Raw genomic sequence first — 22,263 nt, forward strand, 5'->3', positions numbered from 1 at the left:
CACGGCGCTAGCCGTTGCGCGGGTCATGCTTTATTATCCAGCATCTTTTTGAGCCCATCGAGAGGCGTGCGGTCCGCTTTGGGCCGATGGCTCGCAGGAAGCCCGGATTAACAAGATGGCAGTGAATTTCCCCGTGTTCCGTAGAAAATTCCCCTTACTGGTGACCGGTGGCCTGCTGGCTATGCAGCCGCTCGCCTCTGTGACCGCGGCACCCGGCGAGCAGTTCGCCTGCCAGCCTTCCGCGTCCGGCGCCTGGGACTGTTCCTCGCAGAACAGCGCCAGCAGCGTACCGCGCCCACAGCACGGCGCGAGCTCGGTCAGCGCCGGCGGCACCGCCGCCGCCAGCAGCTCGAAGTCCTCGGGCAGCTCGAGCAGCGCCGTCGAAGAGCCGAAACAACTGGTCACCGAGTCCGGCGGCCGCGGTCTGAAATCGCGAAGCAGCGACTACAGCCACCTCGACTGGATCCCACGCGACAAGCTCACCGCCGCCCAGCAGGCGGAAATGGGCCCGTATTGCGGCGGCGAGTATGTCGAACCGATCCGTCCAGGCATGAACGACAAGACGCCGAACGACGAGGCTCCGACCTACGTTTCGGCGAAAGTGTCGCGCTACGAGCAGGAAAAGCAGATCGCCACCCTCGCGGGTAACGTGGTCCTGCGCCAGGGCAGCATGCAGGTGGAGGCCGACGAGGCCAACCTGCACCAGGCCGAGAACCGCGGCGAGCTGGTCGGTAACGTCAAGCTGCGCGACAACGGCGCCCTGATCGTCGGCGACCACGCCGAACTGCAACTGGACAACGGCGCGGCGAAGATCGACAACGCCGAGTACGTCATGCACCAGGCGCAGATCCGCGGCAGCGCGCTGTACGCCAAGCGCCAGGAAGACGCGATCATCCAGCTCAAGGACGGCACCTACACCCGCTGCGAACCCAGCAGCAACGCCTGGGTCCTCAAGGGCAACAACATCAAGCTGAACCCGGCCACCGGCTTCGGCACCGCGACCAACGCGACCCTGCGGGTGAAGGACATTCCAGTCTTCTACACCCCGTACATCTATTTCCCGATCGACAACCGTCGTCAGTCCGGCTTCCTGGCGCCGTCCTTCGCGAGCTCGACCGACACCGGCTTCACGCTGACCACGCCGTACTACTTCAACCTGGCGCCCAACTACGACGCCACGTTGTACCCGCACTACATGGTCAAGCGCGGCCTGCTGATGGAAGGTGAGTTCCGCTACCTGACCCACAGCAGCGAGGGGCAGGTCACCGCTGCCTACCTGAACGACAAAAACGACGACCGCAAGGACTTCCCGCAGTACACTGACACCCGTTGGCTGTACGGCTGGAAAAACGTCAGCGGGCTCGACTCGCGTGTCCTGGCGCAGGTGGACTACACCCGCATCAGCGACCCGTACTACTTCCAGGACCTGGATACCTCGCTGGGTATCGGTTCGCCGACCTACGTCAACCAGCAGGGCATCCTGACCTATCGTGGCGACAGCTATACCGCCAAACTGAACGCACAGTCCTACCAGCTGGCGACCGTGACTGACGTCACCCCGTACGATCGCCTGCCGCAGCTCACACTGGATGGCAAGCTGCCATTCAACCCGGGCGGATTGAACTTCACCTACAGCACCGAGGCCGTGCGCTTCGATCGCGATCTGGATGACGGCTTCTACCGTCTCAACGAAAGCGATCCGACGCTCTATGCACGCCCAGATACCTACCTGCGTGGCCTGGCTCGCGCTACCGGCGATCGTTTCCACGCTGAACCGGGCATCAGCTTGCCGATGAATCGCAGCTGGGGCTTCCTGACGCCAACTGTCAAGGCCATGTACACCAAGTACGACCTCGACCTGGACAGCCAGGGCAAGGCCACTCTGCCGAGCTACATCAACTACGACAGCAGCCCGGATCGCTCGCTGGGCCTGGCCAAGCTGGACAGCGGCCTGTACTTCGACCGCGACACCACCTTCGCTGGCACCAAGTTCCGCCAGACCCTGGAACCGCGCGCGATGTACTTGTACGTGCCGTACAAGGACCAGGACAACCTGCCGACCTTCGATACCGGCGAATTCACCTTCAGCTATGACTCGCTGTGGCGTGAAAACCGCTTCACCGGACGCGACCGCATCGGCGATGCCAACCAGCTATCCCTCGGCGTGGGCTCTCGCTTCATCGAGGACGACGGCTTCGAGCGCGCCTACATCGCCGCCGGCCAGATCTACTACTTCAGCGACCGCCGCGTACAGCTGCCAGGCTTGACCGAAGACGACCTGCGCGCCAGCGGAGCGAAGAATCCGGACGCCGATACCTGGCGCTCGCCCTACGCGCTCACCGGCATCTACCGCTTCGACCATGACTGGTACGCCAGCTCCGACTTCAACTGGAACCCGAACACGCACCACACCGACAACGGCAACCTGATGTTCCACTATCAGCCCGAAGCCGATCCTCGCAAGGTGCTGAACGCCGGCTACCGCTACCGTGCGGACAGCAAGCGTTTCAACCCGAGCACGGGACAGTTCGAATACGGCAGCGACGAGTACAAGATCGAACAGCATGACCTCTCGTTCATCTGGCCGGTCCTGCCACAGTGGGCCGCCATCGGCCGCTGGCAGTTCGACTACAACCAGAGCCGTACGCTGGAAGCCTTCGGTGGCTTCGAGTACGACAGCTGCTGCTGGAAGCTGCGCCTGATCAATCGCTACTGGGTCGACTACGACGACGAGCAATTCGTGACCTCGACGTCCAAGGCCGACCGCGGTGTATTCCTTCAAATCATCTTGAAAGGCCTTGGCGGCGTGGTTGGCAACCAGGTGGAAGGCTTCCTCGACCAAGGTATCCAGGGTTATCGTCAACGTGAAGACAATGCTATGTAAGGCCCTGCGCCCGCTGATGCTGGGCGCGCTGTTGGCAAGTTCCGTCGTGCACGCCGAAGTGGTTCCGCTGGACCGTGTGGTCGCCATCGTCGACAACGACGTGGTGATGCAGAGCCAGCTGGACCAGCGCCTGCGCGAAGTCCGTGCAACCATTCAGAAGCGCGGTGCGCCGCTGCCCCCCGAGCACGTGCTGACCCAGCAGGTGCTCGAGCGTCTGATCATCGAGAACATCCAGCTGCAGATCGGCGACCGCTCCGGCGTTCGCATCACCGACGAAGAGCTGAACCAGGCCATGGGCACCATTGCCCAGCGCAACAACATGAGCCTGGATCAGTTCCGCGCCGCCCTCTCGCACGATGGTCTGTCCTACGACGAGGCTCGCGAGCAGGTGCGCCGCGAGATGATCATCAGCCGTGTGCGCCAGCGTCGTGTGGCCGAGCGCATCCAGGTCAGCGAGCAGGAAGTGCAGAACTTCCTGTCTTCCGACCTCGGCAAGATCCAGCTCTCCGAAGAGTACCGCCTGGCCAACATCCTGATCCCGGTACCCGACAGCGCCTCGCCGGAAACCGTTCAGGCGGCGGCTCGTCAAGCTCAGGAAATGTACCAGCAGCTCAAGCAGGGTGCCGACTTCGGCCAACTGGCGGTTTCCCGCTCGGCCGGCGACAACGCCTTGGAAGGCGGCGAGATCGGCTGGCGCAAGGCTGCCCAACTGCCCTCCCCGTTCGACAGCATGGTCGGCAGCCTGGCCGTGGGCGACGTGACCGAGCCGGTTCGAACTCCGGGCGGCTTCATCATCATCAAGCTGGAAGAAAAGCGTGGTGGCAGCAAGATGCTGCGTGACGAAGTCCACGTCCGCCACATCCTGCTCAAGCCCAGCGAGATCCGCAGCGAAGAAGAGACCCAGCGTCTGGCCGAGAAGCTCTACGAGCGCATCCAGGCTGGCGAGAGCTTCGCCGATCTGGCGAAGAAGTTCTCCGAAGACCCGGGCTCCAAACTCAACGGCGGCGATCTCAACTGGGTCGACCCTGAATCCCTGGTACCGGAATTCCGCGAGGTGATGAACAACGCACCGCAAGGCCAGGTCACCAAGCCGTTCCGCTCCCCGTTCGGCTGGCACGTGCTGGAAGTCCTTGGCCGTCGCGCCACCGACAGCAGCGACAAGTTCCGCGAGCAACAAGCCGCCCAGACCCTCCGCGCACGCAAGTACGACGAGGAACTGCAGGCCTGGCTGCGCCAGATCCGCGACGAAGCCTACGTCGAGATCAAGCAGTAAGCAGCGCGAGTCGCTCAATAAAGAAACCCGGCCCTGGCCGGGTTTCTTTTTGCCAGTCGAACGCTTCGAAGAACCAGGGCTTCGTCGTACAGTAGGTCTATCCGTTGCAATTCCCGATTCGAGAGCCCCTGATGAGCACTTCCCACCTGTTCGCCCTCACGCCCGGCGAGCCCGCCGGCATCGGCCCCGACCTCTGCCTGCTATTGGCCCGCGAAGCGCAACCGCACCCCCTGGTCGCCGTCGCCAGCTGTGAACTGCTGACCCAGCGCGCCGCCCTGCTGGGGCTGAACGTCACCCTGCAGGAAGTCGGCCCTGGCCAGTGGCCAGGCGCCGCCGCCCCGGCCGGCACTCTGTATATCTGGGATACACCACTGGCCGCCCCGGTCGAACCCGGCAAGCTGAACCAGGCCAACGCCGCCTACGTTCTGGAGACCCTGACCCGCGCCGGCCAGGGTTGCCTGGACGGTCATTTCGCCGGAATGATCACCGCGCCGGTGCACAAGGGCGTGATCAACGAAGCCGGCATCGCTTTCTCCGGTCACACCGAATTCCTCGCCGACCTCACCCACACCGCCCAGGTGGTGATGATGCTTGCCACCCGCGGCCTGCGTGTCGCGCTGGTGACCACTCACCTGCCGCTGCGGCAGATCGCCGACGCCATCACCGCAGATCGCCTGGAACGCGTGACCCGCATCCTCCATGCCGACCTGCGCGACAAGTTCGGCCTGGCCAACCCGCGCATCCTGGTCTGCGGTTTGAACCCCCACGCCGGCGAAGGCGGCCACCTCGGCCATGAAGAGATCGACGTGATCGAACCGACCCTGGAACGCCTGCGCACCGAGGGCATGCAGCTGATCGGCCCGCTGCCGGCCGACACGCTGTTCACCCCCAAGCACCTGGAGCACTGCGACGCCGTGCTGGCGATGTACCACGACCAAGGCCTTCCGGTGCTCAAGTACAAGGGCTTCGGCGCGGCGGTGAACGTGACGCTGGGCCTGCCGATCATCCGCACCTCGGTGGACCACGGCACCGCGCTGGATCTGGCCGGTACCGGCCGGATCGACAGCGGCAGCCTGCAGGTCGCCCTGGAAACGGCCTACCAGATGGCCGAAGCCGGCGCTGGCGCGCGCTGATCCCAGGCACTCCGTTCGGCCAGCGTTTCGTGCTGACCGCGCCGGGCTGGTAAACTGACGGTTTTTCCGCCTCCAGCCGGCCGCCGCAAGCGCCCGGCTGCTCTCCGGAGCCTTCGATGTCCGAACTCTTCCAGCACCGCGCCCGTAAACGCTTTGGGCAGAACTTCCTGCATGACGCCGGGGTGATTCACAAGATCCTGCGCGCCATCGCCGCCAAGGAAGGCCAGCACCTGCTGGAAATCGGCCCAGGCCAGGGCGCCCTCACCGAGGGCCTGGTGGACAGCGGCGCGAAGCTCGATGTGATCGAGCTGGACCTCGACCTGATCCCGCAACTGAAATGGCGCTTCGGCTTGAAGCCCAACTTCAGCCTGCACCAGGGCGACGCCATGAAGTTCGACTTCTCCAGCCTGATCGCCTCTCCCGAGGACAAGCTGCGCGTCGTCGGCAACCTGCCCTACAACATCTCCACCCCGCTGATCTTCCACCTCCTGGACCATGCCTCGCTGATCCAGGACATGCACTTCATGCTGCAGAAGGAAGTGGTGGAGCGCCTGGCCGCCGAGCCGGGCAACGGCGACTGGGGTCGCCTGTCGATCATGGTGCAGTACTTTTGCCGCGTGGATTACCTGTTCACCGTCGGCCCCGGCGCGTTCAACCCGCCGCCCAAGGTCGAGTCGGCCATCGTCCGCCTGGTGCCCTACGCCGAACCTCCGCACCCGGCCAAGGATCACCGCGTGCTGGAACGCATCGTCCGCGAGGCCTTCAACCAGCGCCGCAAGACCCTGCGCAACACCCTGCGCACGCTGATGAGCGTCGAGGACATCGAAGCCGCCGGCGTCGACCCGACCCTGCGCCCCGAGCAGTTGAGCGTCGCCGACTTCGTCAGCCTGGCTAACCGTTACAGCGAAACCAACCCGGAAGCCGAGCAAGGACCGACCGCATGAGCGACCCCCGCTACCAGGTCAGCGTCAGCGTCACCACCCGCCACCTGCCCGAGCAATCCCAGCCGGAGCAGCAGCGCTACGTGTTCGCCTACACCGTGACCATCCACAACCACGGCGAGCTGGCCGCCAAGCTGCTGACCCGCCACTGGATCATCACCGACGGCGACGGCCACGTGCAGGAAGTGCGCGGCGCCGGCGTGGTAGGCGAGAAGCCGCTGATCGAGCCGGGCGCCAGCCACACCTATACCAGCGGCACCGTGATGGCGACCAAGGTCGGCAGCATGCATGGCAGCTACCAGATGGTCGCCACCGACGGGCACCACTTCGACGCCGAGATCCCCGCGTTCCGCCTCGCCGTACCGGGGGCGCTGCACTGATGGCCATCTACGCCGTCGGCGATCTGCAGGGCTGCCTGGAACCGCTCAAGTGCCTGCTGGAGCAGGTGAAATTCGACCCGGCCCAGGACAAGCTGTGGCTGGTGGGCGACCTGGTCAACCGCGGCCCTGCCTCGCTGGAAACCCTGCGCTTCCTTTATGGCATGCGCGATTCGCTGGTCTGCGTGCTCGGCAACCACGACCTGCACCTGGTCGCCGTCGCTTACAACGCCGAACGCCTGAAGAAGAACGACACCCTGCGCGAGATCGTTGAAGCGCCGGACTGCGCACAGCTGATCGAATGGCTGAGGCAGATGCCACTGGTCCACCACGACGCCCAGCGCGACATCACCCTGGTGCACGCGGGCATCCCGCCGCAGTGGGACATCGACAAGGCCCTGCAACGCGCCGCCGAGGTCGAGAAGGCCTTGCGCGATGACACGCAGTTGCCGATGTTCCTCGATGGCATGTACGGAAACGAGCCGGCCAAGTGGGACAAGAAGCTCACCGGCATCGCGCGCCTGCGGGTGATCACCAACTACTTCACGCGTATGCGTTTCTGCACGCCCGACGGCAAACTCGACCTGAAATCCAAGGAAGGCCTGGACACCGCGCCTCCCGGCTACGCCCCCTGGTTCAGCTATGCCGAGCGCAAGGCCGCCGGGCGCAAGATCATCTTCGGCCACTGGGCCGCGCTGGAAGGCCAGTGCGACGTCCCGGGCCTGTTCGCCCTCGACACCGGCTGTGTATGGGGCGGCAGCATGACGCTGATGAACGTCGATACCCTCGAGCGCATCCACTGCAGCTGCGCCGATAAACCAGAATGATTGCAGCGCAGCCACAGGCTGCGCGCCTTGCGAGGTAACCCCATGAGCGACTTCAAACGCATCGCCCCCGACCAGGCCCAGCAACTGCGCGAGAGCGGGGCGCAGGTCGTCGACATTCGCGACCCGCAGAGCTACGCGACAGGCCATATCAGCGGCTCGCGGCACATCGACAACTACTCGGTGGCCGACTTCATCCGCGAGGCGGACATGGACGCGCCGCTGGTCGTAGTCTGCTATCACGGCAACTCCAGCCAGAGCGCGGCGGCTTATTTCGTCCAGCAGGGCTTCTCCGAGGTCTACAGCCTCGATGGTGGCTTCGAACTGTGGCGCAGCGTCTATCCCGCGGATACCAGCGCCGGCGGCTCTGACTGAAAGCCCCTACGAAAGGGGCGGATTAGCCCCTTCAAAAAATCTGTAACTTCTCGCTCTTTCGTCCTTTACACACTGAAGAACGAACTATCCTTTCCCTCAGGCCATCCAAAAAAGGGAGAGCCGGCACACCGGCTTCCGGTTAATCGGCAGTGACCATTGGGGGCGGATCAGGGCAGTGGCCAGGTTCCGTTGGAGTTCTGGGGGATTCTCGCCGGCAGCGCTGGCAGCCCGACCGCACCCGCACAGACCGATCCGGCGCCGGCTCCATGCATCGAGCGAGGAGACGTCATGAGCATTTTCAGTCACTTCCAGGAACGCTTCGAAGCGACCCGTCAAGAAGAGTATTCCCTCCAGGAGTACCTGGATCTCTGCAAGCAGGACAAGATCGCCTATGCCACCGCCGCCGAGCGGATACTGATGGCCATTGGCGAGCCCGAACTACTCGACACATCCGTCGATTCCCGCCTGTCACGGATTTTTTCCAACAAGGTGATCCGCCGCTACCCGGCCTTTGCCGACTTCCATGGCATGGAAGAGTGCATCGACCAGATCGTCTCCTTCTTCCGCCACGCCGCCCAAGGCCTGGAAGAGAAGAAGCAGATCCTTTACCTCCTGGGCCCGGTCGGCGGTGGTAAATCCTCCCTCGCCGAAAAGCTCAAGCAACTGATGGAGCACGTGCCCTTCTATGCGATCAAGGGCTCGCCAGTGTTCGAATCGCCCCTGGGGCTGTTCAACCCCGACGAAGACGGCGCCATCCTCGAGGAAGACTACGGCATCCCGCGCCGCTACCTGCGCTCAGTGATGTCCCCCTGGGCAACCAAGCGCCTCAACGAATTCGGCGGCGACATCAGCCAGTTCCGCGTGGTCAAGCTGCACCCTTCGATCCTCAACCAGATCGCCATCGCCAAGACTGAGCCGGGTGACGAGAACAACCAGGACATCTCCGCACTCGTCGGCAAGGTGGATATCCGCAAGCTGGAAGAATTCCCGCAGAACGACGCCGACGCCTACAGCTACTCGGGCGCTCTGTGCCGGGCCAACCAGGGCCTGATGGAATTCGTCGAGATGTTCAAGGCGCCGATCAAGGTCCTGCACCCCTTGCTCACCGCGACCCAGGAAGGCAACTACAACAGCACCGAAGGCCTCGGTTCCCTGCCCTACAGCGGCATCATCCTCGCCCACTCCAACGAATCGGAATGGCACAGCTTCCGCAACAACAAGAACAACGAGGCCTTCATCGACCGGATCTACATCGTCAAGGTGCCGTACTGCCTGCGCGTCTCCGACGAGATCAAGATCTACGACAAGCTGCTGATCAACAGCTCCCTGGCGCACGCCCACTGCGCGCCGGATACCCTGAAGATGCTCTCGCAGTTCTCTGTGCTGTCGCGCCTGAAGGAGCCGGAAAACTCCAATATCTACTCGAAGATGCGGGTCTACGACGGCGAAAACCTCAAGGACACCGATCCCAAGGCCAAGTCCATCCAGGAATACCGCGACACCGCCGGTGTGGACGAGGGCATGTCCGGGCTTTCCACCCGCTTCGCCTTCAAGATCCTTTCCAAGGTGTTCAACTTCGACCCGCATGAAGTCGCCGCCAACCCGGTACACCTGCTCTACGTGCTGGAACAGCAGATCGAGCAGGAGCAGTTCCCGCCGGAAACCCGCGAGCGCTACCTGCGCTTCCTGAAGGAATATCTGGCGCCGCGCTACGTCGAGTTCATCGGCAAGGAAATCCAGACCGCGTACCTGGAGTCCTACAGCGAGTACGGCCAGAACATCTTCGACCGCTACGTGCTGTACGCCGACTTCTGGATCCAGGACCAGGAATACCGCGACCCGGAGACCGGCGAGATCCTCAACCGCGCCGCCCTCAACGAGGAGCTGGAGAAGATCGAGAAACCGGCTGGCATCAGCAACCCGAAGGACTTCCGCAACGAGATCGTCAACTTCGTGCTGCGCGCCCGCGCCGGCAACAACGGCAAGAACCCCAGCTGGCTGTCGTACGAGAAGCTACGCGTGGTGATCGAGAAGAAAATGTTCTCCAACACCGAGGACCTGCTGCCGGTCATCAGCTTCAACGCCAAGGCGAGCAAGGAGGATCAGCAGAAGCACAACGACTTCGTCAAACGCATGGTCGAGCGCGGCTACACCGAGAAGCAGGTGCGCCTGCTGTCGGAATGGTATCTGCGGGTTCGCAAGTCGCAGTAGTCTGCCATCGGCGCGGCGGCATTCCCGCCGCGCCGGTCGCCGTCGCATTCGGACCTGTCCGTGGCGGCTCCACGCCGCTGCGCAGCAGGCCCTGAGGAGCATTCATGAGCTACGTCATCGACCGGCGTCTGAACGGCAAGAACAAGAGCACGGTGAACCGCCAGCGCTTCCTGCGGCGTTACCGTGAGCACATCAAGAAGGCCGTCGAAGAGGCCGTCAGCCGCCGCTCCATCACCGACATGGAACACGGCGAGCAGATCAGTATTCCTGGCCGCGATATCGACGAGCCGGTCCTGCACCATGGTCGTGGCGGGCGCCAAACGGTTATCCACCCCGGCAACAAGGAATTCACCACCGGCGAACACATCCCGCGCCCCCAGGGTGGCGGCGGTGGCCGTGGCGCCGGCAAGGCGAGCAACCAGGGCGACGGGATGGACGACTTCGTCTTTCAGATCACCCAGGAGGAATTCCTCGACTTCATGTTCGAGGACCTGGAGCTGCCCAACCTGGTCAAGCGCCACCTCACCGGCAGCGACACCTTCAAGACCGTGCGCGCCGGCATCAGCAACGAGGGCAACCCCTCGCGTATCAACATCGTGCGCACCCTGCGTTCGGCCCACGCGCGGCGCATCGCCTTGTCCGGCTCCACCCGCAGCAAGCTGCGCGCGGCGATAGCCGAGCTGGACCGCCTGAAGCGCGAGGAACCGGACAACCTCGGTGACATCCAGGAGCTGGAACAGAAGATCGCCGGCATGCGCGCGCGCATCGACAAGGTGCCATTCCTCGACACCTTCGACCTCAAGTACAACCTGCTGGTAAAGCAGCCCAACCCGACCTCCAAGGCCGTGATGTTCTGCCTCATGGACGTCTCCGGCTCCATGACACAGGCCACCAAGGACATCGCCAAGCGCTTCTTCATCCTTCTCTACCTGTTCCTCAAGCGGAACTACGAGAAGATCGAGGTGGTATTCATCCGCCACCACACCAGCGCCCGCGAGGTGGACGAGGAAGAATTCTTCTATTCCCGCGAAACCGGCGGGACCATCGTCTCCAGCGCCCTGAAACTGATGCAGGAGGTGATGGCCGAGCGTTATCCCACCAATGAATGGAACATCTACGCCGCCCAGGCCTCGGACGGCGACAACTGGAACGACGACTCGCCGGTCTGCCGCGACATCCTGATGAAGCAGATCATGCCCTTCGTCCAGTACTACACCTACGTCGAGATCACCCCGCGCGAGCACCAGGCGCTGTGGTTCGAGTACGAGAAGATCCGCGATACCTTCGAAGACAGCTTCGCCCAGCAGCAGATCGTCTCCGCCTCGGACATCTACCCAGTGTTCCGCGAGCTGTTCCAGAGGAGGCTAGTCGCATGAGCAAGCGCCAGCCGATCGCCACCGGCTCGGAGTGGACCTTCGAGTTGATCCAGCAATACGACCGCGAGATCAGCCGCCTCGCCGAGCGCTACGCGCTGGACACCTACCCCAACCAGATCGAGGTGATCACCGCCGAGCAGATGATGGATGCCTATGCCTCCGTCGGCATGCCCATCGGTTACAACCACTGGTCCTACGGCAAGCACTTCCTCAGCACGGAAAAGAACTACAAGCGCGGTCAGATGGGCCTGGCCTACGAGATCGTGATCAACTCCGACCCGTGCATCGCCTACCTGATGGAAGAAAACACCCAGTGCATGCAAGCGCTGGTGATCGCCCACGCCTGCTACGGGCACAACAGCTTCTTCAAGGGCAACTACCTTTTCCGCACCTGGACCGATGCCACCTCGATCATCGACTACCTGGTGTTCGCCAAGTCCTACATCAACAAGTGCGAAGAGCGCTACGGCATCGACGCCGTGGAAGACCTGCTGGACTCCTGCCACGCCCTGATGAACTACGGCGTGGACCGCTACAAGCGGCCCTACCCGATCTCCGCCGAGGAAGAGAAGCAGCGCCAGAAGGAGCGCGAGGAGCAGATTCAGCGCCAGGTCAACGACCTCTGGCGGACCATTCCCAAGGCCGGCGGCAAGGACAAGGAACAGGGCATGGCCCGCTACCCCAGCGAGCCACAGGAAAACATCCTCTACTTCATCGAGAAGAACGCCCCGCTGCTCGAACCCTGGCAGCGCGAAGTGGTGCGCATCGTGCGCAAAGTGGCGCAGTACTTCTACCCGCAGCGCCAGACTCAGGTGATGAACGAAGGCTGGGCGACCTTCTGGCATTACACCCTGATTAACGACCTCTACGACGAAGGCCTGGTCAGCGACGGCTTCATGATGGAATTCCTCCAGTACCACACCAGCGTGGTCTACCAGCCCGGCTTCGACAGCCCCTACTACAGCGGCATCAACCCCTATGCGCTGGGCTTCGCCATGTACCGAGACATCCGCCGCATCTGCGAGAACCCCACGGACGAGGACAAGCGCTGGTTCCCTGATATCGCCGGCAGCGACTGGCTGGCCACCATCAAGTTCGCCATGAAGAGCTTCAAGGACGAGAGCTTCGTCCTGCAGTTCCTCTCGCCCAAGGTGATCCGCGAGTTCAAGCTGTTCAGCATCCTCGACGACGACCAGAAGGACGACATGCTGGTCGACGCCATCCACGACGACGACGGCTACCGCAAGATCCGCGAAACCCTGGCCGCGCAGTACAACCTCGGCAACCGCGAGCCGAACATCCAGATCTGGGACGTCGACCGCCGCGGCGACCGCTCGCTGACCCTGCGCCACCAGCAGCACGACCGCAAACCGCTGGGCGAATCCACCGACGACGTGCTCAAGCACCTGCACCGCCTGTGGGGCTTCGACATCCACCTGGAGACCCTGCAGGGCGAGAACATCGTCAACACCTTCCACATGCCCCCAAAGGGTGAACGCGACAGCGAGGAGGGCTACCCGCGTCTCGACCTGATCATCCCACCCATTTGATCGGTTGACCGGCGCGGCAGGCGTGACAAGCATGGCGGCAACCCCGCTGGAGACCGCCATGCGTCTGTTCGCCATTCTCCTGCTCTGCCTTGCTGTCGCGACCTGCAGCAACCCTGTCCCGCATGCCCAGATCGCGCATCCCGCCGATGCGCGCCTGGCAGGGCTGCGCGGTTTCCAGCTGATGCCACCGGAAAATGCCGTCGACGCCCTGCCCTACCGCAGCCGTTATCCCCTGATCAACGCCCAGGTGCGCCAGGGCCTGATCGAGCGCGGCTACCACGAAAGCGCGGCGCCGCAGCTACGCGTCTACTACTGGCTGGCGCTGCAGGACGCGCCGCTGGAGTTCAAGGTCGACGTGCCGCCGCCCGACCCGCTCGGTCCTTATCTCGCCATCCACCGCCTGCGCGATGAAACCGGCACCCTACGCCTGCGCCTGACCGATGCGCAGGAGCAGACGCTCTGGGAAGGCACCGTCAGTACCGGCCTGAGCCCCGCGCACTCCAGCGCCGCCCTGCTGCAGGACGCCATCGGCGCCCTCATCCAACAAATCCCCAGCGCAGCGCCGTAGCCACAAACCCCGTAGGAGCGAGCTTGCTCGCGAACCATCCACGCACCTCAACTTGAAGCGAACGCACAGAACCCTGAAGCTATCCCCCAGAACAGGAGACAGCTTCATGCAGATCTACAAAGTGGGCGGCGCCGTGCGCGATCGCCTGCTCGGCATCCCCTTCAGCGACACCGACTGGGTGGTGGTCGGCGCCAGCGCCGACGAGATGCTCGCCCAGGGCTACCGCCCGGTGGGCGCGGACTTCCCGGTATTCCTCCACCCGAAGACCGGCGAGGAATACGCCCTCGCCCGCACCGAGCGCAAAAGCGGGCGTGGCTACGGCGGCTTCACCTTCTACGCCAGCCCCGACGTCACCCTGGAAGAAGACCTGATCCGTCGCGACCTGACCATCAACGCCATGGCCGAGGACAGCGACGGCCAGGTCGTGGATCCCTACCACGGCCAGAAAGACCTTGAAGCGCGTCTGCTGCGTCACGTCTCCCCGGCCTTCGCCGAAGACCCGCTGCGCGTGCTGCGCGTAGCGCGCTTCGCCGCACGCTACGCGCCGATGGGCTTCACCGTGGCGCCGGAAACCCAGACGCTGATGCGCGAACTGTCGAAATCCGGCGAACTGGAAGCGCTGACCGCCGAACGCAGCTGGAAGGAAATCTCCCGCGCCCTGATGGAATCGCGCCCGGACGTATTTATCCAGGTCCTGCGTGACTGTGGCGCCCTGGCCGTGCTGATGCCGGAAGTCGACGCGCTGTTCGGCGTGCCGCAACCGCCGCAGCATCACCCGGAGGTGGATACCGGGGAGCACGTGCTGGCGGTGCTGCGCGAATGCGCCAGATACGCTCAGCCGCTTAGCGTGCGCTGGGCCTGCCTGGTGCACGACGTGGGCAAGGGCGAAACCCGCGAGGAAGAATGGCCCAAGCACCATGCGCACGAACACCTGGGCCTGCCGCTGATCGACGCGATCAATACGCGCTTCAAGGTCCCGCGCGACTGCCAGGAGCTGGCGCGGCTGGTCGGCGAGTATCACACCCACTGCCACCGCGCGCTGGAGTTGAGGCCGAACACCATCCTCGAGCTGCTGCAGTCCTTCGATGTCTACCGCCGGCCGCAGCGCTTCGAGGAGTTTCTCGCCGCCAGCGAGATGGACGCCCGTGGCCGCCATGGACTGGAAGACCGCGAATACCCGCAGGCCGAGTACCTGCGCGGCGCCGCGCAGGCCGCCCGCTCGGTCGCGGTGCAGCCATTGCTGGAGAAGGGATACAAAGGTGCCGAGCTGGGCGAAGCGCTCAAGCGTGAGCGGCTGACAGCACTGAAGGCCTACAAGGAAAGCCACACAGGCTGAAACCCTGTAGGAGCGAGGGGGACGCCATCGTTATTGCTCGCGAACCCGCCCAGCGCTCGTGTCGCCGGTGATCTCTGTTCGCGAGCAAGCTCGCTCCTACCAAAAGCTCGCCGCCAGGAAGTTCTGTGCCCCAGGAGAGCCCCGAACGGGGGATCAAGCCGCCGGATGCGCCTCGATCAGCGCCGCTGGTGTCAGCTCCACACCGCGCCACTGGAAGGGCACCGGCCAGAGCTTCTGCGCGATCTGCGCATCCGCCCACAGTTCGGCAAACGAACACTGCGCCCCCGGATGCTTCACCTCGGGCGCCAGCAGCGCCAGCGGCCAGAGCACAAAGGCGTTCTTCAGCACCTCGGCGCGCGGTAGCGTCAGGCCGTCGAACTCGCCGTGCAGATCGCCGTACAGCAGCACGTCGATATCCAGCGGCAGGCCCTTGCGCTCCGGCGCATAGCGACCGTTGTCCGCCTCGATATGCTTGAGCCGCAAACTCAGCTCCGCCAGCGGCAGATCGGTGCGCGCAACGATCACGAAGTTGTAGAAGGGGCCGCTGCGAATGCCCACTGGCTCGCTCTCGAAGACCGGCGAGCAGTGGATCTCCTCGAGGAAGCCGTCCAGCGCCTCCAGCCCGGCAAGCAGGTGCCGCTCACGGTCGAAGTTGCTGCCCAGCCCGAGGTAGACCGTCGTCAGCGGCATCCGCGTTCGATCTCCACACCCACGCCGATGGCGGCCGCAACGGCGCCGGGCTTGGTGACTTTCAGGCGCAGCCACTGGATGCCGAATTCCGCCATCAGCAGCTCGGCCAAGCGCTCGGCGAAGGTTTCCACCAGCTGGAAGTGCGCGTCACGGGCGAAAGCCATGACCCGCTCGGAGAGCACGGCGTAGTCCAGGGCCTTGGCGATATCGTCGTCGGCCGCCGCCGGGCGGTTGTCCCAGCCCAGCGTCAGGTCCAGGCGCAGGCACTGCCGGATACCCCGTTCCCAATCGTAGACGCCGATCACGGTGTCCACTTCCAGCCCCTCGATGAAAACTCTGTCCACTGACTGCATGCTCCAAGGCGACACGACAAGCGGCCGGCGCCCCGTTAGAATCGGAAACGACCTCGTCTCCGGTGGAAACCATGTTCTGGTTCTTGGCGATCCTCGCCTACCTGCTCGGATCACTGTCCTTCGCGGTACTCCTCAGTCGCCTGTTCGGCACCGCCGACCCGCGTGCCAGCGGCTCGGGCAACCCCGGCGCCACCAACATGCTGCGCCTGGCCGGGAGGAAGATCGCCATCCTCACCCTGCTTGGCGATCTCGCCAAGGGGCTGCTGCCGGTCCTCATTGCCCGGATGATCGGCCTGTCCGACGTGGAGCAGGCCTGGATCGGGCTGGCAGCAGTGATCGGTCACCTCTACCCGCTGTACTTCAACTTCCGTGGCGGCAAGGGCGTCGCCACCGCCGCCGGTATGTTGCTGGCGCTGTACCCGCCGGCGGCCCTGCTCGCGGCAATCGCCTGGCTGGTGACCTTCAAGCTGTCGCGCACCAGTTCCCTGGCTTCCTTGGTGGCCACGCCACTGACCCTGCCGCTGCTGGCCTGGCAGGAGCCTTCGGCGCTGCTGCCGATGACCGTGCTCACCGGCCTGATCGTCTGGCGCCACCGCAGCAACCTGCGCGACTTGATCGCCGGGCGCGAGCGTCACTTCTAGAGCCGCGAGCTTCCCGGCCCGCGTACCGCGCTGCAAGCGAAAAAACGGCCCATGCCGCTCAGAGCATGTGCCGCGTCGTTTGCAGCTTCATTATTCAGATCGCCGGCAGCGACTCCATTGGCCAACGTGCCTGGACGCCGATCGACGGACCATCCTGCTGCCCGGCCACCAGGCGCTGACAGCCGGCATAGGCAATCATCGCGCCGTTATCGGTGCAGAAGCGCGGGCGGGCATAGAAAACCTGGCCCTTCATCTCGCCGAGCATCTTTTCCAGATGCTGGCGCAGCGCCTGATTGGCGCTGACACCACCGGCGATCACCAGGCTCTTAAGGTGAGTCTGCTTGAGCGCGCGCTTGCACTTGATCGTCAGGGTCTCGACTACTGCCGTCTGGAACGCCAGGGCAATGTCGCAGCGGGTCTGCTCGCTGTCGTCACCTTCGGCGACGCAGCGCTGCCAGGTATTCAGGGCGAAAGTCTTGAGGCCACTGAAGCTGAAATCCAGGCCCGGACGGTCGGTCATCGGCCGAGGGAAGACGAAGCGACCAGCGGTTCCGCTCGCGGCCAGGCGTGCGATCTCCGGACCGCCGGGATAGGCCAGGCCAAGCAGCTTGGCAGTCTTGTCGAAGGCTTCGCCGGCGGCGTCGTCCACCGACTCGCCAAGCACCTGGTACTGGCCGATGCCATCCACCCGCACCAACTGGGTGTGGCCGCCGGACACAAGCAAGGCGACGAACGGGAACTGCGGCGGCTGCTCTTCGAGCATCGGCGCCAGCAGATGGCCTTCCATATGGTGCACGCCGACGGCCGGTATGCCCCAGGCGAACGCCATGGCCTGGGCGCAAGACGCGCCGACCAGCAGCGCGCCCACCAAGCCGGGTCCGGCGGTGTAGGCGATGGCGTCGATGTCTTCGGCGGTGCGGCCGGAGTCGGCCAGCACCTGCCGAATCAGCGGCAGCATACGCTTGACGTGATCACGGGAGGCCAGCTCGGGAACCACACCGCCGTATACGCGGTGCAGGTCGATCTGGCTGAACAGCGCATCGGCCAACAGGCCTTTTTCGCTGTCGTACAGGGCGACGCCGGTCTCGTCGCAAGAGGTTTCCAACCCCAGCACTAGCATGGGTTTGAGCCTTTACTCTGGGCAAAATTGAAGCCGCGCATCATAATCGCCGGCTGGGCTTCGGACCAGTGCTTTTCGATCGGAGGCTTTGCATTCCTCCTTCCGAACGTTTAATATCCGCAACCCTTGAAAACCGCCGACTCCGAACAACCGTCAGGAGCGCGATAAATCCTCCGGTAATCATTGAAGGTACGACCTGGATGCCCGCCGTCAAAGTTAAAGAGAACGAACCCTTCGACGTAGCTCTGCGTCGTTTCAAGCGCTCCTGCGAAAAAGCAGGCGTACTGGCCGAAGTCCGTAGCCGCGAATTCTACGAAAAGCCGACCGCTGAGCGTAAGCGCAAGGCCGCTGCCGCTGTTAAGCGTCATGCCAAGAAAGTGCAGCGCGAACAGCGCCGCCGCGAGCGCCTGTACTGAGTTACAGCGCTTCGTCGCACGCTTTCCGCATCGCCCGGCCCACTCGCCGGGCGAGTGCCTGAAACCAGGCACCCCACTCCGATTCGCATTCGCGGACTTCGGAGTTTTTGCTTTTCCAGCCCCATGCTTAGTCTCAAGCCTCGCTCGCGGCCTCAACGCCCCGCGCTATGCTTGGATCCACCCTGCGTCCCGATGAGTCTATGGCCGGCCTGATCCCACAATCCTTCATCGATGACCTGCTCAACCGCACCGACATTCTCGATGTGGTGAGTTCGCGCATCCAGCTGAAGAAGACCGGCAAGAACTACAGCGCCTGCTGCCCGTTCCACAAGGAGAAGACACCCTCCTTCACCGTCAGCCCGGACAAGCAGTTCTATTACTGTTTCGGCTGTGGCGCTGGCGGTAACGCGCTCGGTTTCATCATGGACCACGACCAATTGGACTTCGTCCAAGCGGTAGAGGACTTGGCCAAGCGCGCCGGCATGGACATCCCCCGCGAGGAAGGCCGACGCGGCAACAAGCCGCGCCAACCGGTCGACTCGCCGCTTTATCCACTGCTGGCAGGTGCTGCCGAGTTCTACCGCCAGGCGCTGAAAAGCCACCCGGCGCGCAAGGCAGCAGTGGAATACCTCAAGGGCCGCGGCCTGACCGGCGAGATTGCCCGCGACTTCGGCCTGGGCTTCGCCCCGCCGGGCTGGGACAACCTGCTGAAGAACCTGGGCGGCGACAACCTGCAACTCAAGGCCATGCTCGATGCCGGGCTGCTGGTGGAAAACCCCGACAGCGGCAAGCGCTACGACCGCTTCCGCGACCGGGTGATCTTCCCCATCCGCGACAGCCGCGGCCGAGTGATAGCCTTCGGCGGCCGGGTGCTGGGCGACGACAAGCCGAAATACCTGAACTCGCCGGAAACCCCGGTCTTCCATAAAGGACAGGAGCTCTACGGCCTGTACGAGGCGCGGAAGAACAACCGGGATCTCGACGAGATCATGGTGGTCGAAGGCTACATGGACGTTATCGCGCTGGCACAGCAGGGCATTCGCAATGCGGTCGCGACCCTGGGCACGGCCACCAGCGAAGAACACATCAAGCGGCTGTTCCGCATCGTGCCGAACATCCTCTTCTGCTTCGACGGCGACCAGGCCGGCCGCAATGCTGCCTGGCGCGCACTGGAGTCGGCGCTGAGTAACCTGCAGGACGGGCGCAAGGTGCGCTTCCTGTTCCTGCCCGAGGGCGAAGACCCGGACAGCCTGGTGCGCGCCGAAGGCCCGGACGCATTCCGCGCCCGCCTCGCCCACCAGGCCCAGCCGCTGGCGGACTACTTCTTCCAGCAACTGACCCAGGAAGCCGACCCCAGCACGCTGGAAGGCAAGGCGCACCTGGCGACCCTGGCCGGGCCGTTGCTGGAAAAAATTCCCGGCAACACCCTGCGCCTGCTGATGCGCCAGCGTCTGGGCGAGATCACCGGGCTGTCCGCCGAGGCGCTCAGCCAGATCAGCGCGCCGCGCTCGGGCCTTACCGGCCAAGGCCAGCCCAGCCAGGCGCCCGTGTCTACCAGAGCACAAGGCTCAGAGCAGCACGCCCACGAATACGCCGACTACGACATGGGCCAGTTCGCAGAGCATGGCGACAGTCATTATCAGGAGGCTCCAAACTACTTCGAGGCTCCGCAGGAATTTTCCGCCGGCAACGGCGGCGCCAAGCAGGGCAAGAAGCCCTGGAAGGGCGATCGCAAATGGGACGGCAAAGGCAAGAAAGGCGACTTCACGCCGCGCCAGCCACGTACCGAGATCAGCGTCGAATCGCCGACGCTGACCGCGCTGCGCACCCTGCTGCACCATCCTCAACTGGCGCAGAGCGTCGAGGATGCGAGCCACTTCTCCAACGAGGGACAGACCTACTCGCAACTGCTCGCAGCCCTGGTCGAAGCGTTGCAGAAGAATCCGAAACAGAGCTCGATGCACCTCATCGCGCGCTGGCACGGAACACCCCAAGGGCGCCTGCTGCAGGTGCTGGCGGGGAAAGAATGGCTGATCGATGACGGCAATCTTGAAAAGCAGTTCGTCGACACCATTACTACACTTGCACACAACCAACTGCTCAGCAGCCGCGAAGCCCGCCTGCACAGTGTGCTGCGAAAGAACCCCAGTGAACTGACCGACGAAGAGAAAGCGTTACTGCGGGAGCACTACAGCACCCCCTCTTCAACAGGCAGCCAGAGCTGAACTGGCGCCTGAAGCCTCGAATCTGGTATAATCCTCGGCTTATTTCAGCCCGCCAAGACCTTCAGTGGATAGGGTGTTATGTCCGGAAAAGCGCAACAGCAATCTCGTCTCAAAGAGTTGATCACCCGTGGTCGTGAGCAGGGCTACCTGACTTACGCGGAGGTCAACGACCACCTGCCGGAGGATATCTCTGATCCGGAACAGGTAGAAGACATCATCCGCATGATCAACGACATGGGGATCAACGTATTCGAGACAGCCCCGGATGCGGATGCCCTGCTGCTGGCGGAAACCGATACCGATGAAGCTGCCGCCGAAGAAGCTGCTGCCGCCCTTGCCGCGGTAGAGAGCGACGTTGGCCGCACGACCGACCCGGTGCGCATGTACATGCGTGAAATGGGTACCGTGGAACTGCTGACCCGCGAAGGCGAGATCGAAATCGCCAAACGCATCGAGGAAGGCATCCGCGAGGTCATGAGCGCCATCGCCCAATTCCCCGGCGCGGTGGACGGCATTCTCGAAGAGTACAACCGCATCGTCGCCGAAGGCGGCCGCCTGTCGGACGTCCTCAGTGGCTATATCGACCCGGATGACGGCACCGTGCCGGCCGAGGAAGTCGAGCCGGTCGGTCTGAAAGACGACGCCGAAGCCAAGGACAAGGATAAGGACGAAGAGGACGAAGAGTCCGACGGCGACAGTGAGGAAGAAGAAGGCGACGGCGGTCCGGATCCGGAAGAAGCCGCTCGTCGTTTCGGCGCCGTTTCCGAGCAACTGGAAAAAGCCAAGAAGGCTCTGAAGAAGCACGGCCGCGGCAGCAAGCAGGCAACCGAAGAGCTGGTCGCACTGGCCGAACTGTTCATGCCGATCAAACTCGTGCCCAAGCAGTTCGACGTACTGGTCGCCAAGGTCCGCGATTCGCTGGACAGCGTCCGCCGCCAGGAACGCGCTATCATGCAGCTGTGCGTGCGTGATGCCCGCATGCCGCGTGCCGACTTCCTCCGCCAGTTCCCCGGCCATGAAACTGACACCGCCTGGGTCGACTCCATACTCAAGGGCAAGCCCAAGTATGCCGAGGCCATCGAGCGCCTGCGTGACGACATCCTGCGCAACCAGCAGAAGCTGGTCGACCTGGAAACCAGCTCGCAGCTGACCGTTGCCGAGATCAAGGACGTCAACCGCTCCATGTCGATCGGCGAGGCGAAAGCCCGCCGTGCGAAGAAGGAGATGGTGGAGGCGAACCTGCGTCTGGTGATCTCCATCGCCAAGAAGTACACCAACCGCGGCCTGCAGTTCCTCGACCTGATCCAGGAAGGCAACATCGGCCTGATGAAAGCGGTGGACAAGTTCGAATACCGTCGCGGCTACAAGTTCTCGACCTATGCCACCTGGTGGATTCGCCAGGCGATCACCCGTTCGATCGCCGACCAGGCCCGCACCATCCGTATTCCGGTGCACATGATCGAGACGATCAACAAGCTCAACCGTATCTCCCGCCAGATGCTGCAGGAGATGGGCCGTGAGCCGACACCGGAAGAGCTGGGCGAACGCATGGACATGCCGGAAGACAAGATCCGCAAGGTCCTGAAGATCGCCAAGGAACCGATCTCCATGGAAACGCCGATCGGTGACGACGAAGACTCGCACCTGGGCGACTTCATCGAGGACTCCACCATGCAGTCGCCGATCGAAGTGGCGACCAGCGAGAGTCTCAAGGAAGCCACCCGCGAAGTCCTCGCCGGCCTCACCGCTCGCGAAGCCAAGGTGCTGCGCATGCGCTTCGGCATCGACATGAATACCGACCACACCCTCGAGGAAGTCGGCAAGCAGTTCGATGTAACCCGTGAGCGTATCCGTCAGATCGAAGCCAAGGCGCTGCGCAAGCTGCGCCACCCGTCGCGAAGCGAGCATCTGCGCTCCTTCCTCGACGAGTGACGAAGAACCCCCGGCCAAAACCGGGGGTTTTTCTTTGG

General features: G+C 63.6%; 19 protein-coding genes. 16 read left to right on the forward strand and 3 right to left on the reverse strand.

The window, feature by feature from the left end; all coding sequences use genetic code 11:
- Positions 1–115 precede the first annotated feature (115 nt).
- From IB274_RS27080 to IB274_RS27135, 12 genes are all read left to right on the forward strand, one after another.
- Positions 116–2,884 (forward strand): LPS-assembly protein LptD, encoded by a 2,769-nt coding sequence (locus IB274_RS27080; protein WP_192435870.1) that lies wholly within the window; start codon positions 116–118, stop codon positions 2,882–2,884.
- The gene (locus IB274_RS27085) at positions 2,865–4,157 is read left to right on the forward strand and encodes a peptidylprolyl isomerase (RefSeq protein ID WP_192435871.1); all 1,293 of its coding nucleotides are present in this window, start codon (positions 2,865–2,867) and stop codon (positions 4,155–4,157) included. The genes IB274_RS27080 and IB274_RS27085 overlap by 20 nt, the downstream gene beginning before the upstream one ends.
- A 131-nt stretch (positions 4,158–4,288) precedes the next feature.
- Complete coding sequence (gene pdxA / locus IB274_RS27090) at positions 4,289–5,290, forward strand: 4-hydroxythreonine-4-phosphate dehydrogenase PdxA (protein WP_192435872.1); 1,002 nt, start codon at positions 4,289–4,291, stop codon at positions 5,288–5,290.
- A 116-nt stretch (positions 5,291–5,406) separates the two neighbouring features.
- Complete coding sequence (gene rsmA, locus IB274_RS27095; protein ID WP_192435873.1) at positions 5,407–6,234, forward strand: 16S rRNA (adenine(1518)-N(6)/adenine(1519)-N(6))-dimethyltransferase RsmA; 828 nt, start codon at positions 5,407–5,409, stop codon at positions 6,232–6,234.
- Positions 6,231–6,611 carry a Co2+/Mg2+ efflux protein ApaG gene (gene apaG / locus IB274_RS27100; RefSeq protein WP_054908027.1) on the forward strand — a complete coding sequence of 127 codons (381 nt, stop codon included), beginning with the start codon at positions 6,231–6,233 and terminating at the stop codon, positions 6,609–6,611. The genes rsmA and apaG overlap by 4 nt, the downstream gene beginning before the upstream one ends.
- On the forward strand, positions 6,611–7,435 hold the full coding sequence (locus IB274_RS27105; protein WP_192435874.1) for a symmetrical bis(5'-nucleosyl)-tetraphosphatase: 825 nt from the start codon (positions 6,611–6,613) through the stop codon (positions 7,433–7,435). Before apaG ends, IB274_RS27105 begins: the two co-directional genes overlap by 1 nt.
- A gap of 42 nt (positions 7,436–7,477) precedes the next feature.
- On the forward strand, positions 7,478–7,807 hold the full coding sequence (glpE, locus tag IB274_RS27110; RefSeq protein ID WP_045212715.1) for a thiosulfate sulfurtransferase GlpE: 330 nt from the start codon (positions 7,478–7,480) through the stop codon (positions 7,805–7,807).
- Positions 7,808–8,095: 288 nt separating this feature from the next.
- Positions 8,096–10,018 (forward strand): PrkA family serine protein kinase, encoded by a 1,923-nt coding sequence (locus IB274_RS27115; RefSeq protein ID WP_045212719.1) that lies wholly within the window; start codon positions 8,096–8,098, stop codon positions 10,016–10,018.
- A gap of 104 nt (positions 10,019–10,122) precedes the next feature.
- Positions 10,123–11,394, forward strand: a complete 1,272-nt coding sequence (locus IB274_RS27120; RefSeq protein ID WP_192435875.1) for a YeaH/YhbH family protein — start codon at positions 10,123–10,125, stop codon at positions 11,392–11,394.
- Positions 11,391–12,944, forward strand: a complete 1,554-nt coding sequence (locus IB274_RS27125) for a SpoVR family protein (RefSeq protein ID WP_192435876.1) — start codon at positions 11,391–11,393, stop codon at positions 12,942–12,944. The genes IB274_RS27120 and IB274_RS27125 overlap by 4 nt, the downstream gene beginning before the upstream one ends.
- Before the next feature lie 58 nt (positions 12,945–13,002).
- Positions 13,003–13,512 carry a DUF4136 domain-containing protein gene (locus IB274_RS27130; protein ID WP_192435892.1) on the forward strand — a complete coding sequence of 170 codons (510 nt, stop codon included), beginning with the start codon at positions 13,003–13,005 and terminating at the stop codon, positions 13,510–13,512.
- 106 nt (positions 13,513–13,618) lie between these two features.
- Complete coding sequence (locus IB274_RS27135; RefSeq protein ID WP_192435877.1) at positions 13,619–14,848, forward strand: multifunctional CCA addition/repair protein; 1,230 nt, start codon at positions 13,619–13,621, stop codon at positions 14,846–14,848.
- Between the two features lie 153 nt (positions 14,849–15,001).
- Here the strand turns inward: IB274_RS27135 and folK are convergent, their stop codons facing one another.
- Both folK and folB read right to left on the reverse strand, forming a co-directional pair.
- Positions 15,002–15,538 (reverse strand): 2-amino-4-hydroxy-6-hydroxymethyldihydropteridine diphosphokinase, encoded by a 537-nt coding sequence (folK, locus tag IB274_RS27140; protein WP_192435878.1) that lies wholly within the window; start codon positions 15,536–15,538, stop codon positions 15,002–15,004.
- Positions 15,529–15,882 carry a dihydroneopterin aldolase gene (gene folB / locus IB274_RS27145; protein WP_015475255.1) on the reverse strand — a complete coding sequence of 118 codons (354 nt, stop codon included), beginning with the start codon at positions 15,880–15,882 and terminating at the stop codon, positions 15,529–15,531. The genes folK and folB overlap by 10 nt, the downstream gene beginning before the upstream one ends.
- Before the next feature lie 80 nt (positions 15,883–15,962).
- Here folB and plsY point away from each other — a divergent pair, with 80 nt between their 5' ends.
- Positions 15,963–16,532 carry a glycerol-3-phosphate 1-O-acyltransferase PlsY gene (gene plsY, locus IB274_RS27150; RefSeq protein ID WP_192435879.1) on the forward strand — a complete coding sequence of 190 codons (570 nt, stop codon included), beginning with the start codon at positions 15,963–15,965 and terminating at the stop codon, positions 16,530–16,532.
- A 94-nt stretch (positions 16,533–16,626) separates the two neighbouring features.
- On the opposite strand, the gene tsaD is transcribed toward plsY, so the two are convergent.
- Complete coding sequence (tsaD, locus tag IB274_RS27155; RefSeq protein ID WP_192435880.1) at positions 16,627–17,652, reverse strand: tRNA (adenosine(37)-N6)-threonylcarbamoyltransferase complex transferase subunit TsaD; 1,026 nt, start codon at positions 17,650–17,652, stop codon at positions 16,627–16,629.
- Between the two features lie 200 nt (positions 17,653–17,852).
- On the opposite strand from tsaD, the gene rpsU reads away from it, so the two are divergent.
- The 3 genes from rpsU (at position 17,853) to rpoD (ending at position 22,225) form a co-directional block, all read left to right on the forward strand.
- On the forward strand, positions 17,853–18,068 hold the full coding sequence (gene rpsU / locus IB274_RS27160; RefSeq protein WP_003085057.1) for a 30S ribosomal protein S21: 216 nt from the start codon (positions 17,853–17,855) through the stop codon (positions 18,066–18,068).
- Between the two features lie 200 nt (positions 18,069–18,268).
- Positions 18,269–20,293 carry a DNA primase gene (gene dnaG, locus IB274_RS27165; RefSeq protein WP_192435881.1) on the forward strand — a complete coding sequence of 675 codons (2,025 nt, stop codon included), beginning with the start codon at positions 18,269–18,271 and terminating at the stop codon, positions 20,291–20,293.
- A gap of 78 nt (positions 20,294–20,371) precedes the next feature.
- The gene (gene rpoD, locus IB274_RS27170) at positions 20,372–22,225 is read left to right on the forward strand and encodes an RNA polymerase sigma factor RpoD (RefSeq protein WP_192435882.1); all 1,854 of its coding nucleotides are present in this window, start codon (positions 20,372–20,374) and stop codon (positions 22,223–22,225) included.
- Positions 22,226–22,263: the final 38 nt, after the last annotated feature.

The sequence above is a fragment of the Pseudomonas sp. PDM18 genome (assembly GCF_014852585.1).
Lineage (GTDB): Bacteria > Pseudomonadota > Gammaproteobacteria > Pseudomonadales > Pseudomonadaceae > Pseudomonas.